This is a genomic window from Lichenicola sp. GTC18331, from assembly GCF_055386855.1.
Genome location: NZ_AP045015.1, coordinates 1493532 through 1507586, shown reverse-complemented (window position 1 = coordinate 1507586; position 14055 = coordinate 1493532). Strand labels below are relative to the sequence as shown.

Annotated in this window: 11 protein-coding genes; 2 read left to right on the top strand and 9 right to left on the bottom strand. The window is 64.3% G+C overall.

The features are described from left to right. Positions 1–144: 144 nt before the first annotated feature. From ACZ5BM_RS06975 to ACZ5BM_RS06945, 7 genes are all read right to left on the bottom strand, one after another. Positions 145–1335 (bottom strand): mannosyltransferase family protein, encoded by a 1191-nt coding sequence (locus ACZ5BM_RS06975; RefSeq protein WP_498910925.1) that lies wholly within the window; start codon positions 1333–1335, stop codon positions 145–147. Positions 1336–1425: 90 nt separating this feature from the next. Then, positions 1426–2472 carry a glycosyltransferase family 2 protein gene (locus ACZ5BM_RS06970; protein WP_498910924.1) on the bottom strand — a complete coding sequence of 349 codons (1047 nt, stop codon included), beginning with the start codon at positions 2470–2472 and terminating at the stop codon, positions 1426–1428. Then, complete coding sequence (locus ACZ5BM_RS06965) at positions 2472–3824, bottom strand: glycosyltransferase (RefSeq protein ID WP_498910922.1); 1353 nt, start codon at positions 3822–3824, stop codon at positions 2472–2474. The genes ACZ5BM_RS06970 and ACZ5BM_RS06965 overlap by 1 nt, the downstream gene beginning before the upstream one ends. Then, complete coding sequence (locus ACZ5BM_RS06960; RefSeq protein WP_498910921.1) at positions 3809–4849, bottom strand: glycosyltransferase family 4 protein; 1041 nt, start codon at positions 4847–4849, stop codon at positions 3809–3811. Before ACZ5BM_RS06960 ends, ACZ5BM_RS06965 begins: the two co-directional genes overlap by 16 nt. 3 nt (positions 4850–4852) lie before the next feature. Beyond that, on the bottom strand, positions 4853–5971 hold the full coding sequence (locus tag ACZ5BM_RS06955; protein WP_498910919.1) for a class I SAM-dependent methyltransferase: 1119 nt from the start codon (positions 5969–5971) through the stop codon (positions 4853–4855). Between the two features lie 1567 nt (positions 5972–7538). After that, positions 7539–8723 (bottom strand): hypothetical protein, encoded by a 1185-nt coding sequence (locus ACZ5BM_RS06950; protein WP_498910918.1) that lies wholly within the window; start codon positions 8721–8723, stop codon positions 7539–7541. Continuing rightward, positions 8720–10381, bottom strand: a complete 1662-nt coding sequence (locus ACZ5BM_RS06945) for a hypothetical protein (protein WP_498910916.1) — start codon at positions 10379–10381, stop codon at positions 8720–8722. The genes ACZ5BM_RS06950 and ACZ5BM_RS06945 overlap by 4 nt, the downstream gene beginning before the upstream one ends. Before the next feature lie 208 nt (positions 10382–10589). Between ACZ5BM_RS06945 and ACZ5BM_RS06940 the strand changes: the two genes are divergently transcribed. Continuing rightward, positions 10590–11570, top strand: a complete 981-nt coding sequence (locus ACZ5BM_RS06940; protein ID WP_498910914.1) for a DUF1796 family putative cysteine peptidase — start codon at positions 10590–10592, stop codon at positions 11568–11570. An 18-nt stretch (positions 11571–11588) separates the two neighbouring features. Here ACZ5BM_RS06940 and ACZ5BM_RS06935 read toward each other — a convergent pair whose 3' ends face one another. After that, positions 11589–13193 (bottom strand): glycosyltransferase family 4 protein, encoded by a 1605-nt coding sequence (locus ACZ5BM_RS06935; protein ID WP_498910912.1) that lies wholly within the window; start codon positions 13191–13193, stop codon positions 11589–11591. A 114-nt stretch (positions 13194–13307) separates the two neighbouring features. On the opposite strand from ACZ5BM_RS06935, the gene ACZ5BM_RS06930 reads away from it, so the two are divergent. Next, on the top strand, positions 13308–13547 hold the full coding sequence (locus ACZ5BM_RS06930; protein ID WP_498910910.1) for a hypothetical protein: 240 nt from the start codon (positions 13308–13310) through the stop codon (positions 13545–13547). A 13-nt stretch (positions 13548–13560) separates the two neighbouring features. On the opposite strand, the gene ACZ5BM_RS06925 is transcribed toward ACZ5BM_RS06930, so the two are convergent. Then, positions 13561–13953 (bottom strand): lysozyme inhibitor LprI family protein, encoded by a 393-nt coding sequence (locus ACZ5BM_RS06925; RefSeq protein ID WP_498910908.1) that lies wholly within the window; start codon positions 13951–13953, stop codon positions 13561–13563. Positions 13954–14055 lie beyond the last annotated feature (102 nt).

Below are 14055 nucleotides of genomic sequence, written 5' to 3'. Positions count from 1 at the left end.
CGCTTCTCCTGCATCTGAAGAAATAGAAGCAAAGAGATTTCTGTCCGCTTGGATACAGATGGTCGGCTACGCAAATCTGCCTTTGCCGAGAGACAGGCGGGACATGCGTGATTCCTGTCGGCACGATGCGGAGCCCGTCGGCGGTCAGGTCATGAAGGCCGACAGGTTGAACCACGCGAACACCAGCACGACCTGCGCCGCGCCGAACAAGGCCGGCACGCTCCAGCGCACCGGCAGGGGCAGCTTCTCCAGCGCCACCACGATCAGCGCGATCGAGACCGGGTTGCAGAACATGTAGCGTGGCTCGGACTCCAGTCCGGTGGCGCTGGACAGGATCAGCGTGCCGAGCAGAAACACCCCTTCCACGGGCGCGCCCAACGCGAACGCCCACAGGATCAGCGGCAACGACAGAAGCGCGAACAGCGCCAGATAGGTCTGTGGGCGGTACTCGGATGACAGGAAATGCGCCGCGCCCATGTCGTGCAGCGACAGGGCGTAGCCGATGCGCGCCAGCGGACTAGCATAATGCCGGTCCCAGGCCCCCATGGCATGCGAAAAGGCGAGCGGATCGCCGACCAGCCTGTCGAGATAGAGCGCGTAGCACAGCAATCCGGCGACGCCGATGATGCCGAACGCCGCCAGACGTGCCACCTGCGGCATCGCGGTGCGGAGGGTCTGCTGCCCGCGCAGCAGCGCCATGACCAGGCGGACCAGCGCCACCAGACCGATGCTGCCGACCAGCAGGATCCCTGTCGGGCGGCAGAAGCAGGCCAGGCCGGCGAACAGCCCCGACGCGAGCAGCCTGCCGCGCGCGGCAAGCAGCAGCGTCGTCAGCACCAGCAGGCCGTAGAGGCTTTCCGAGTAGGGAAGGCGGAAATAGATGCCGATCGGAAAGCACAGGAACACCAGGGCGACGAAGAACGGGTCACGCGATCCGAAGCGCTGCCGGCAGAAAGCCGCGCCGGCGACCACGACCGCGAAGAACGCGGCGAAGTTCAGCGCCGAGGCGCAGGTGACGAAACTCTCGCCGCTGAGATGCATCAACCCGCGCGACAGCAGCGGGAACAAGGGAAAGAACGCCCAGTTGGCATAGCCGCGCCCGTCCGGATGCGCGTCGTAACCGCGCGTGGCGATCTCGCCGTACCAGTTGCAGTCCCAGTTGCAGACCGTGTTGCGATACGAACCGTGCGTGGCGCCGATCAGCAGATAAACGCAGAAGATCGCGATCTCGAACGCGGCCACGAACACGAGCAGGCGCCGGTCGAGCAGGATGCGGAGCGCGTCATCGGCCGCAGGGCGCATGAGGTCGCCGGCAGCGCGGCTTCTGGGCAGCATGGGATGATCCGAATTCATCGCGCCGGGATCGCGCATGGACAGGGCGGCGTGGAGAAAGGCCGCGACCGGCAGGCCGCGCCGCGGCGCAACCTACCGGCGATCGCCGATCGGGTCCAATCCCACCGCCCCGCCCTCGGTCTGGCCGCCATGATCGAGCTTGGCCACATGAAAGCGCGGGCGTGCCTTGGCTTCGAGATAGATGCGGCCGACATATTCGCCGACGATGCCGAGGCCGAGCAGTTCGATCCCGCAGGAGAGGTAGACCGGGATCACGATGGAGGCCCAACCGGGCACCACGGCCGGGTTGACGATCCGGGTATAGAGCGCCCAGACCGCCATCAGGAGCGAGACCAGCGAGATCAGGAATCCGGCGATCGCCACCAGGCGCAGCGGCCGGATCGAGAACGAGGTCACACCTTCAAGCGCCAGGGACAGCATCTTGCGCAACGGATAGTGCGAGGTGCCGGCGAAACGCTCGGCGCGTTCGTAGGTGACGATCGCGGAGCGGAAGCCGAGTTGCGGGATCAGCGCGCGCAGGAACAGGTTGGTCTCGCCATATCCGCGCAACGCTTCCACTGCCCGTCGGCTCATCAGCCGGTAGTCGGCATGGTCGAACACGATCTCCACGCCGAGCTTCTGCAGGATGCGGTAATAGAGCCGCGCGGTGACCCGCTTGCCCACGCGGTCGGTGGCGCGCGACGAGCGCACGCCGTAGACGATGTCCGCCCCCGCCTCATGGGCGTCGAGCATCCGGTGCACTGCGTCTACGTCGTCCTGCAGGTCGGCATCCATCGACACGACGATGTCGCCGCCTGCGTTCAGAAGTCCGGCCAGCAGGGCGTTCTGATGCCCGCAATTGCGCGACAGCATAAGGCCGCCGAACATTGGCGCCCGGGCATGGGCGGCCTCGATCAGCGCCCAAGTGGAATCGCGCGAGCCGTCATCCACGAACAGCACGTGGCTATCCCCGGCGATACGGTTTCCCTGCTGCAGCATGGCGACGAGGGCGCCCAGGCGGCGCATGGTTTCCGGCAGCACCGCCTCCTCGTTGAAGCACGGCACCACGATCGCCAGGCGTGGCGGTTTCGTCAGGCCGGCGGGCGGCGGATGGAGAAGGCTGGCCTCTGCGGTGCGCATCAGCCGACGGCGGACTGGATGGCATCGTGGCCGATATCGGTCTTCGCGTCGGGCTCGCGCGTCGCCGGTACGACATCGGCGCCGAACAAGGCGAGGACGGCGCGTTCGGCCAGCAGCGTATCTGGCCGATTCGGCTTGCGGAAGCGCTGCGTCAGCGCACGCGCCAGCGTGGCCCGTTGCCGTTCACGCTCGCCCTGCAGGATCTGCATCAGGGCCGACACGTAGTCGCGCGCATCGTGCGTTGCGCGAACGTGGCGGAGTCCCGCTTCGCCCATGCGGTGGTAGTGATCGGGGCGGCAACAGAAATCGATCAGCAGATGCATCAGGTCGTCCGCCTCGCTTTCGGCGTCGATCTTCTGCACGCAGTCCGACGGCAGATCGGCGTACCAGCCATGGTCGGTTACCACGGAAGCGGCACCGTTGGCCCAGATGCGCAGCTGACTGCCGGATGCTTCGCCCACGGTCGGATTGCGCAGGTTCAGCACCAGATCCGCCGCGGCGATCGCCGCGTTCAGCGTCTCGAACGAGACGAAGCCATGCACGGAGACGATGTCGCCCAGATCGTACTCCTCGATCAGCGCCTCCAGTGCTTCGGGATCGTGGAACATGCCGTAGATGTCGAGCGTGTAGTTGTCCCGCATCGGGCTGTCCGCCAGCACGTGCAGGATCTGCTCGACGCGCCGGTTCTTGCCGAGGAAACCGAACGCCACCAGCCGGTACGGTTTGCGCGCCGCCGGACGCGGCGACGGTTCGGGCCAGTCGCGATCGGCAAAGGGCAGCGGCAGAAAGAAGACCGGCACCGACGTCTCGGCGGCGAGCGCCGTCGCTGCGGACCGGTTGTGCATCAGGATGCCGGTGGCGCGTGCCGCCGGGGCCATGGTGCAAGGATAGCGCTTCATCACATCGCCCATCCCGCCATGGGCAAGCGCGTGCCGCGCCTCGTCGAGCGCCGCCACGCCGTGGCAACGCGTCATGATCTCGGCATAGGTGGCGAGACGGCCGGCATGGTACATCTCCAGCGAGAAGTCATGCAGGTTGACGTCGTGCAGCACCACCAGTCCGGGCACGCGACGGGCCACATCGAAGATGTCCTCGTGCATCTCGCGATTGTTGCCGATATGGAAGATGTTCACGTCGGCGGCGTTGAGATCCCAGAACGCGATCGCGTCGGCGCGGAACGGATGCACGCGTATGCGGCGATCCTCCAGAGGGTCCCAGTATTCCTGCGGCGTCCAGACCGTGACGTCGGCCACGTCCTGCATCAGGCTGATGATCGGCAGGTTGACGTTGGCGATGTCCGTGTGCGCGGGCGGCAACGGCGTGAAGACGTTGACCCTCAGTCGAGCAGACATGACACCACGTTGTCCCAGGAGATGTTGAGGGAGCGGTAGCGCTCCCATCCCGCCTCGCCGGCCTGGCGCGCGAAGGCTGGGTTGGTCCAGATCCGGTCGAAAGCGTCCGCCAGAGAGGCCGCCTCCGGCGCGGTGATCAGGCCGGTATGGTCATGCTCGACGAACTCCAGCGAGCCGCCGGAATCGGTGCAGGTGATGACCGCCTTGCCGGACACCATGGCTTCCAGCGTGCCGTAGCCGTAATCCTCGTCGATCGGCGGAAACACCACCGCGCGCGCGTTGGCGTAGAGCCTGATGCGCTCTTCGTCCGACACGAACCCGGTCCAGGTGACGCGATCGCCCAGCGGCAGCGAACGCTTGCGCAGCATGTCGCCGTAATCCGGGCGGTCGGGATGGCCCATGAACACCACACACACATCGGTGCGGCATAACGCCAACGCTTCCAGCACCAGATCTTGACGCTTGGTCTCGTTGATGCGCGCCGGAACCAGCAGGTAGTCGCCGTACTCGCCGCGATGCAGTTTCTCCACACCCGGCGGCGGATGATAGAGAACGCGCGAACCGAGCCCGCAATAGGTCTCGAGCCTGCGGGCGACGTTGCGGGAATTGGCGAACACGTGCCGCGCGCGCGGGATGTAGTGTCGATCGGTCTCGCGCAGGAAGTCACGGATCGCCCCGCCCTCGGGATCCACCGCCAGCGCGTTGTTGGTCTCGCCCCAGAGATCGTACGCCTCGCGATGCTGGTGCAGCATCCAGATCACCTGGTCCGGATGATTGGCCAGATAAGCGGGAAACTTCAGCGCGATCACCTTGTCGATCGGCACGCCGTTGCTGGTGGACAGGTCGATCAATCGCCAGATCGCCATCTGATCGACCAGACGCGCGGCCGGATACCATTTGAACGGAACCGAAACGATATCCACCTCGTGTCCGGCGTGCTTCAGCGCGCGCTGGAGTTCCTCCGCATGGAACTCGGCGCCGCCGCGCACGAACGGCACCTGAACGGTGGTGATGGCGATGCGCATCGCTCAGAGCTTCCTGGCGATCATCGCGTAGTCCTGGGGACCGAAGAACAACGCGTCGAGCTGGGCGATCAGCTCCTGGTCCTGACCCCGGAAGCGGCTGTCGGACGGGTTCATGCGCCGGATCTCGACGCTGTCGAACCCGCGCGTCTCCGCGACGATGCGCACCATCAGGCTCGGCATCGGATTGTGGTGCGTAGGGTCCATGTAGAAGGTGTGGCTGCCGACGATGACGTTTTCCGGATCCGGCGTCTCGAACAACAGGATGCCGCCCGGGGCGAGCACACGCAGCGCCTCGTCCAGCAGGCCTACGAACACCGCGTAGGGCAGATGCTCGATGATGTGGAAGCCGGTGATCAGGCCGATGGACTCGTCGGGCAGCGTACGCAGGGTGCCGAGCGCATCGGCCTCGACGCAATCGAGCCCCAGCGCCTGGCACGACGCCACCATCGCCTGGTTCAGGTCGACGCCGCGCGCCTGCTTCTCGTGGTCGCGCAGCAGTTCCAGCCACTCGCCGCGACCGGCGCCGAGATCCAGGATCGGACGTTCGGCGCTGCCTGCGCCGGCCTCGTCCAGCAGCGGCAGATAGGTCGCCTGGCGCTGCTTGATCTGCTCGCGGCTGCCGCGGGCGCGGTCCTCGAAGGCGAGATAAAGCAGGTCGAGCGCATGATCCTGTTCGGCCGGCGCGGCCGCACCCTCGGCGGCCGCCGACACGGCACGCAGCGCCTGCCGCGAGCGGCCGGACAGCACGCGCTGCAGCATGTCCTGCCGTTCGGCGATGGCGGCGATCTGCGCGCCGAGATCGTCGGCCAGATCCCCGGAGCGTCGCTCCCCGCCGGTGGCCAGGGCCTCGACGCGCTCCTGCATCGCTGCCACGTCCTGGGCGAGCGCGTCCACGCGCTCCACCAGCCCGGACAGGGAGGCGACGAACTTTTCCGCCATGCGCTGCTGTCCGGCGATCTGTTTCGCCCGCGCCATGCGGAACCCGTCGACCTCGGAGGCCATGGTTTCCAGAAAGGCGGTGCGCTCGGCGGAAGTGCGGGCCCAGCCCTCCATCAGGTCGACGCGCTTCTCCAACGCATCGGCCCGGAGGCGGAGCCGGTCGGTCTCGGGGTTGCTGCGCACGGTCTGCACCAGGTCCTTGACAAGAGAGTGACTAGCTTGGTTGCCGACCGTTTCGGACGGCAATGGGCGGGCCGCTACGTTCACTCCAGCAACTTTTGCAGACGCCAATCTGGCGGGGGGCGGAGGGAGGGCGGGATTAGAATGCGAAGCTGAGCCTTGACGGCTGTTTGGAAACCGAACCAGTTCACGGATTATCCGCCTGGTACGCTCACCAAGTTGACGGATCGGATGCGCAGACAAGTCCAACAATCTCCATGATTCGACAGGGCTTCCCGCCCCAAGGGTACAGACTGTCTAATCAAATGTAAAATCGCTGCCTATTGCCAGCTCATACAGGCGGTCCTGGCTGTCAGTAGCTCGCTTTCTCGTAAGGGACAGTCGGTTTGACATACTACCCCTTACGTATATCTGCTACCTGACGAATGTCTGATAGATGACTATCTGACTATCCATTTGGGTTCGACATGACAATGTGTGCATTCAAATTCGTAGGAACTTAGACTTCAAAATAATACGCGGCAACATAACTATTGCCGATGACGTATCGGCAACATACCCCATAAATGTAACGAGCGGCTTCCCGTGATCCATTGGAGGCAACACAGCCGCCATGGAGAACGATGAAGCCTTATCACTGTTAAGTATATCGTGCTTAAGCAAAGTCGTCTCGTCGAGCGAAGTTGGTGCCAAACTTCGATCTTATATCTATTGAGTAATGCTTGATCTTATTTGTCGAATCTGAAGAAAAACATAAGAAATAGTGTATTCACCCATTTTTGAAGCGTTTCTAGTTATTCTGCTAATATAATTCACGAGAGATTATGAATGGCGCTGGGATATGAATTTTTCTTTGAGAGAATATTGAGCTGCCTACTGTGACTCTGAAGACAAAAGCAGCGTCGCGCTATCGTTTTCCGTCGTGCTCTGTCCTATTCTTTTCTAACAAAAATCTTATCTATGCAGACGCTCTTGGGTCTAAGTTGCGTTAAAAGAGATGTGATATTTGGAGATATTCCAACAAATGTTTCTGCGGTATCCTCTGTTACAAAGGGTAATCCATACGTAGACCTACCCGGAAAGTCTACAGAGAGACTCCTTTTTGTAAGGCAGATATCGTTGGACAGATTTATTATAATGACTTGACTTGACAATTTGTGGATTATTTTACCTTTATTATTAATAAACAAGTCTACGGCAACGCTGCCGTAGGAAAGAGCAGGTTTGGATTTGTAAGACAGATAGAACCCTTCGACTGATTTTCTCTGCACGTTGTCATAGCTCTCATATTCTTTCTTTCCAGTAACATTAAAGTGCGTATGAAATATACTGTCCATATTACTGGGTCGAACCGCATCAACCGCGATCAGGGTTCTAATGTGCGAAACGAGCTCTGCATTTTGGGCGGGTTCGCTTGAATTTGCACTGAAAAAAACCGTCGGAAGCCAGGAAAAAATGACTCCAACTATAAATCTAGTTACAACACGCCGTGGCCAAGCCATAAACTACTTCCACAATAATAGTCTATGACAAAAACTGTCACCTTTGTTACACAAGCTCATTGAAGCCATCATGTCAAGAACGCCCAGCCGTTGAACCAGGCCAGCACCAGCACCGTCTGCAGCATCAGGAACACCGACAACACGCCCCAGCGCACCGGGGCCGGTGCCCGCGCGAACAGGCTGCCGATCAATAGGATCGACACGGGATTGCACAGCGCGATCCTGGGCAGTGCTTCCAGCGAAGTGGAGATGGCGGCGAACAAGGTCAGGAACAGGAAGATCGCTTCAGCCGCCAGGCGACGAGCCACCGCCACGCCCACCAGAACAAGCCCCGCGACGCCGGCCAGCGCCAGATAGCGCCCGCTGTTGGTTGAACGGCTGAGAAAGTTCGGCATCAGCATGTCGGGCGTGCGGAGCCCGTGCCAGAGCCGCAGCAGCGGATTGCCGAATTCGCGGTTCCAGGCATGTTCCACATGGCTGAAGGCGAGCGGGTCGCCCACATGCAGATAGAGATAGAACATGTAGGACAGCAGGCCGCAGCACCCCATCGCCACGAACAGGACGCCGCGCAGCAGCCTGATCGCTGCGGCACGACGATCCTGCGCGAGCAAGAGCGCCGTCTGGCCCAGGAAACACAGGCCGATCGCGGCCACCAGCAGGATGCCGGTCGGCCGCGTGGCGCACAGCAGGGCGGCGAACACGCCCGCCAGCACGACGCGGCCGGCGGCATGGTTCCACAGCGTCAGCAGGATCAGCAGCCCATACACGGCCTCGGAATACGGCACGCGGAAATACAGCCCGAACGGGAAGCTGATCAGCAAGGCGGCGACGAAGAACCCGTCCTCCATGGCCAACCGCCGTCTTGCGTAGCCGACGCCGGACAGAAGCAGGGCCAGAAAGGCGAAGAAGTTCACCGCCTCCAGCGATGGCACGAAGAACAGTCCGAAAACGCGCGAAACGGCCCTGCCCAACAGCGGCACCAGCGGAAAGAACGCCCAGTTGGCGTAGCCCTGCGCATCCGCCTGCTTGTTGTAGCCGCGCTCGATGATGCTGCCGTACCAGTTGCAGTCCCACTGACAGACAGCGTGCGAAAACCCGCCGAACAGCTGGGCCAGCCCGACATAGCCGCCGAACACGGCCAGATGTGCCAGCAACGCGAACAGGGCGATCCGGCCGAATCCGGCACGCGGCCGCCAGTCCTGTGCGGAGGCGCGCGCAGTATCGTCCACGACGATCTCGGTGCTCCCGCTCACAGGGACGGCCTGCAAACGGCGCGATGCGGCTGGATCGCGCAGGGCAGACCGAACACCAGGGTCATCCGTACCAGACGTGGATGCGCGTCGGCAGGAACGTTCACATCCGGCGTCAGGTGGATCAGGGCATCGCCGGCCGGCAGCGGACGCAGCGCGCTGAGCGCGAACCCGCCCGGCAGCGGCCATGCCTTGAGATCGCCGTTGTAGCCGAACGAGCGTCCACCTTCGTCGATACCGTCCGGACCGCCGTAGATCGCATCCTCGCCACCGCTGGCCGGCACCAGCACGGCCAGATCGGGCCGGGTCAGGCCGCCGCGTACCAGCAGTTCATGTGGGCCGCGCACCGTCACCGCGTCGGCGCGGCCCGGCACGTCGACCATCCGCACATGCCAGCAACAGCACAGCAGCACGATCCCGATTGCTCCGGCGACGGCGGCGCGATCGGTGCGACGCAGCAGCGCCCGGCCCAGCGCCAGCACGAGCAGCAGGGCGTAGAAGCACAGCAGCCCCTGCGTCCACTTGAAGTAGTGGTAGTTGCTGAAGCGCCAGAGCCCCTCGGGATGCAGGTCGCGGTAGCAGAGATACACGCACCAGTGCACGACGATCGCACCACCGACCAGAAGATGCACCGGACGGTCGCTGCGGCGGGCGAGAATCGCGGCCAGGATGCCGGCGAAGCCCGGCAGCACCCAGGGAAACACCACCGCCAGCCCCTGGAAGCGCTCATGCGCCGGACGCGCATCCAGCACCAGCCAGCTCCAGCGCAGCGGCAGCAGGCGCAGCTCGAAGCCGGTGCCGAGCGATTGAAGGAAATAATCGCCCCAGCTCCAGCCCCAGACGATCCAGTGCAGCCAGACGGTCACGCCTGCCAGCAGCAGGGCGGCGCCGATTCCGGCCGTAGCGGCACGCACCCGCGCCGCCACCGGCAGTTTTGCGCGGAGCACGGCCACGGCGCAGAACAGGATCGCCGGCAGCGAGGACCAGGTCGCCTCGGTCGGCCGGGTCATCAGGATCAGCCCCCACAACCCGCCGCACAGGGCGGCGAGTCCGGCGCTGGGACGCTCCCGCAGGGCGAGCGCCGCCAGAAGCAGGCCCAGCAGAAGCGGCGCCGTGGGGGTGGTGGTCCAGGGCTCCACCCAGCTCTTGATCGCGAACTGCGCCGAGATGTCGGACACGTGGAAGGTCAGGTCAGCCACAAAGAACGCCACCGCGCCCCAGAAGCGCGCGAACGGCAGTTCGGGTGCGATCCGCGGAGCCAGGGCGCACAGCAGCACGCCGCTGAGGCCGAAACACACCGTGTCTGGAACAAGAAAGGGCTCCGCCCGGTTGAACGGCACGAACAGCGCGCCGAGTAGGGAGTAGAGCGGCAGATACCAATGCTGCGACGGGCGTAGATCGCCGCCGGCCCAGGCCAAGGACTCGCGGTAATAGCGGCCCTGATCGGTCCAGTTCCACCAGCCATCGTGCATGGACGGCTGCCGCGGCACCATCGGGTAGTGATGATAGGCATCCAGGTAGAGCCACAGCGACACCAAAAGCACGGCATAGGCGAGCAGCGCGCCTGCACCCCATGGTCCGTTATGACCGAAGCGGCCGATCACACCCGACGGAGAAGCCAGGTTGGGGTCCCGGCGAAGACGGGTCGGGGAGGAAAACATGGACGCGGAGCCTCGGCGAGAACCGGGCCGAACGGCCCCGGCAGGATCATCGACCGGGTAGGTGGCATATCGTCCCGCCGGAGGCCATGGTATTTCGGCCTCCGGCACGCTCCGGCAAATCCGCATCGCAGATGAAGGCCGGCACGAGACCGAACCGGCGATGCGGAGCGCCCCGGGGGTCATCGGAGGCGTGCCGGGAGAACGAATCATGAGCGTGTCCAGCGACGTACCCGAAACCGCGCACGTGTCCGACATCACCCCGGAGGCGGTGATCACGTCGCTGTATCTGGCCTTTCTCGGCCGCGCGCCGGATGCGGATGGGCTCGGCTACTGGAGCGGTGTTCTGTCGGACGGCCTTGCCCATCGCGACGCTGCGGAGCTGTTGCGCGATATCGCCGCCGGTTTCGTCGCCACGCCCGAAGCGCAGCGCAAGCTCGTCGCCAGCCTGGCGGCCAACCCGGACGCCTCGGCCGAAATCCGCGCGGGCGAGGCGATACGGGCTTCCATACGCGAGGAGTTCCTGGTGCCCGGCACGCGGCCGAAGCTCCGCGACGTGATCAGCCTCGGCAGCAACTGCTACCCGGCCTCGCTGCTGTCGCGCTTCGGCGCCCGTTCGGCGAGCGGTCCGTTCGACTGGGTGTTCTCAACGCCCGCCATGGTCAGGGACTGCCTGGACGACGATTTCGCCGCCTTTCTGGACCCGTCGCATTATCGCTTCGTGCCGATCGAGGAGCGGGCCGACCCGGACTACAACCGCGTGTCCCATACGTTGTTCGAACAGCGCTACGCCATCGCGGCGCCGGTCTTCAACCATACCGACGCGCATCTCCCTGCGGGACAGGCCTATCTCCGCCGCTGCGTCGACCGGCTGAGAGCCGCACTGGCCGAAACGAGGCCGACGCGCTTCCTGCTGATCGTCCAGAAGAGGCCGGGTGAGTCGGATGTGTTCCGCCAGACCCTGACAGCGCTGAAGAAACACTGTCGGCAACCGCTGCTGGTGCAGGTGTCCGTGCTGCCGGAAGACAGCCAGGGGAGCGAGCCGCGTCACGCGACGCTGGACACCGATCCGGCCGGCCGTCTGCTGTCGTTCCGACCTGCCAGCGCATGGCGGGCGACGCGCTTCGACGACCTGCTGGACGATCTGTTGCTGATGCGGGCGATCGAGGAAGCGTTCGCCGCACTTGGCTGAGCCGCCCCGACCGGGAACTCAGGGTGCGGCGCGCACCTGATTCAGTACCGTGTCCCACTGCCCCATCAGGCGCCTGGTCCCATACAGTTCGGCCCGTTCCAAACTGCGCGCGCGCAGCGAGGACAGGCGTTCACCGTCGCGCGGCAGGGCGGCGATGGCCATGATCTGCTCGGCCAGCGCCCGCTCGTCATAGGCGTCGAAATACTCCACCGCATCCTCGCATACCCAGCGATGCACCGGGATGTCGGAGGCGAGCACCGGTGCGCCGCAGGCCATCGCCTCCACCGTAGCGAGGTCGAACCCTTCTGCGCGGCTCGGGCACACCACCATGTGGGCCGCGCTGTAGAGCGAACGCAGATCGGCCGACGGCACCTCGGTGAGGTGATAGACGATGCCCTCGCGGACCAGGGTGCGCAGAAGGGACATCTCGTGCTCGCTGCGCCAGCCGATGTTGGCGACCATCACCAGACGGATGCGGGCGCCCGAGCGCCATGCCTCGGCAACGGCATTCATCAGCATCTGGTAGTTCTTCCGCGGCTCCAGCGTGGAGACGGCCAGAAGGAATGGTTCGTCCAGAGAAAGGGGACGCTTGTCGGAAACGACGTCCTTGTCCTGATGCACGCGCTCGCCGTTGTAGGTTTCGAGCTTCAGCGCGGCGGCTCTGCCGCGCTGAATGATCTGGGTGATCTCCTCGCGCGGGCGCGGATCGGGCCGGTAGATCGGCGCCGACATGGTGGGAATCACCGCGGTGCGGTTCTCCACCTCGGGGAACACGCTGAGCAGGTCCTGCCGCACCGGCTCGGAGGTGCAAACGAACCACGCGCCGTTGGCCACATTGGACTGCAGCATGCGGAAATGCCCGTAGGCGTGCGGACCGGCCTGATCGATCGTGTGCGGCCAGAGCAGCGGAATCGCGTCGTGATAGCGCACCACCAGCTTGCCGTTGGTGATCCGGTACGGGCACGGCGTATGGGCGATATGCACGTCCCAGCCCGATGCGCCGAGATCGAGGGTCGGGCGGAAGCGCGGCCGTGCCGCCGCAAGCTGGGCGGAATCGCCCCAGCACAGGCGCGGGAGCGGAAAGGTCGCCTGACGCAGCAGCGGCCTGTCGGCCGGCGCCATGCCGAGGCGGAACAGGCGCGTCCAGAGCCAGTCGTGCGACAGCTCGGGATCGAGCGCCGCATCCAGCGCCTCGACCATGTTGTAACGACCCAGGTTCTGCGCCCGCTGATGGATCGCCTGCGGCAGCACCTTGCGCATCAGGCGCTCGGGAATGGTCGGACGCTGCAGCGAGCCGGGGCCGCTATCCAAGGCGATCAGGCGCATGGTCTGCTGGAACAGCTGGGTGGCCGCGGTGCGCTGGCGCTGTCCGAAACGCTGCTGCTTCTGCTCGGCGAACGCACCCAGCGACTGGCCGCCATTCAGGAGACCGCCGATCTTGCTCCGGCCCGAACGCACCAGCTCGGCGAACAGCAGCCGGGTCTCCTGCGGAATGCCGGCATAGCCGTCGAAGCAGGGCCGCAGTTCCATCAGGATGCGGTCGCCGGCGGTGGAGCGGTTGTCTGGAAGAGCAGGCGTGTTGTCGTGGGTTGAACGCTCGTGCCAACCCGGTGTGCGGTTCATCTAATCTTGTTTCCTTGACTGCCGTCTCGAAACGATATCGCAGCGGGACAAAAGTGACGGCGACGAGAGGCGATCCCAACGGCTTGTACAAACGAGCCGGATCGGAGGCTGTTATTGACCTGGGGCGAGTTGTGCGGCCTGCCGGGGCATGATGCAAGCGACCGTGACGAGGATCGGCTCACAAAGGACTGCGGCACCGCGCTCGTGGTCCTTCGCCAAACGCCGCAGAAACACGATCCGGGTGGTGGATCGCTGAAACACTTTGTCATCTCCGCGGCGATGGCCAGGTTCGGTCACGGTCGAGAAACGGGGCTTGCGCCCGCCGGTTTCGCGACGATTGGCCCCGCTTTCTGAAACCTCCGGCCAGCTACAGCTTGCTGTTCATGCAGCCGGACGAGACGCATTCGCGGATGCGCGCCTGCAGGAACTCTGTGCGAGCTTCCGTGGTGTCGGTGGCGCATTGGAGATTGATGTAGAAGCTGGTGCCCTCGTGGCGGCTGCAACTGTCGTTGCGTGCTTTCAGCCATTGAAGCTGGGTCGATCGCAGCGGCTTCTGGCCATCGGCGTCCAGCTTGCTCTTGAGCTGCGTGAACGCGGTATTCAGGTCGTGGTCGGCCTGCTGATAGACTTTGCTGAGGCAATAAAGCCCGTCGAAATCGTTATGGGTGTGGTCGCAGGCCGAATCCGCCCACGCGGCGGAACCGGTGGCGAGCGGGGACAGCAGCAGGGCGGTGGCGAGAAGGAGACGATGCTGTTTCACGGGACGTTTCCGGTTGGTTGCGAAGGCGGAATCCTGCGCCGGCGACGCCGTGCGCGCCAGCCCCGTTTCCGGGCGGCCTTGACGGCATCGCCGTGAAGGCGG

Coding starts and splice junctions, on each gene's coding strand:
- ACZ5BM_RS06975 (WP_498910925.1), bottom strand. CDS start 1,335: ATGCTGCCCAGAAGCCGCGCTGCCGGCGACCTCATGCGCCCTGCGGCC.
- ACZ5BM_RS06970 (WP_498910924.1), bottom strand. CDS start 2,472: ATGCGCACCGCAGAGGCCAGCCTTCTCCATCCGCCGCCCGCCGGCCTG.
- ACZ5BM_RS06965 (WP_498910922.1), bottom strand. CDS start 3,824: ATGTCTGCTCGACTGAGGGTCAACGTCTTCACGCCGTTGCCGCCCGCG.
- ACZ5BM_RS06960 (WP_498910921.1), bottom strand. CDS start 4,849: ATGCGCATCGCCATCACCACCGTTCAGGTGCCGTTCGTGCGCGGCGGC.
- ACZ5BM_RS06945 (WP_498910916.1), bottom strand. CDS start 10,381: ATGTTTTCCTCCCCGACCCGTCTTCGCCGGGACCCCAACCTGGCTTCT.
- ACZ5BM_RS06940 (WP_498910914.1), top strand. CDS start 10,590: ATGAGCGTGTCCAGCGACGTACCCGAAACCGCGCACGTGTCCGACATC.
- ACZ5BM_RS06935 (WP_498910912.1), bottom strand. CDS start 13,193: ATGAACCGCACACCGGGTTGGCACGAGCGTTCAACCCACGACAACACG.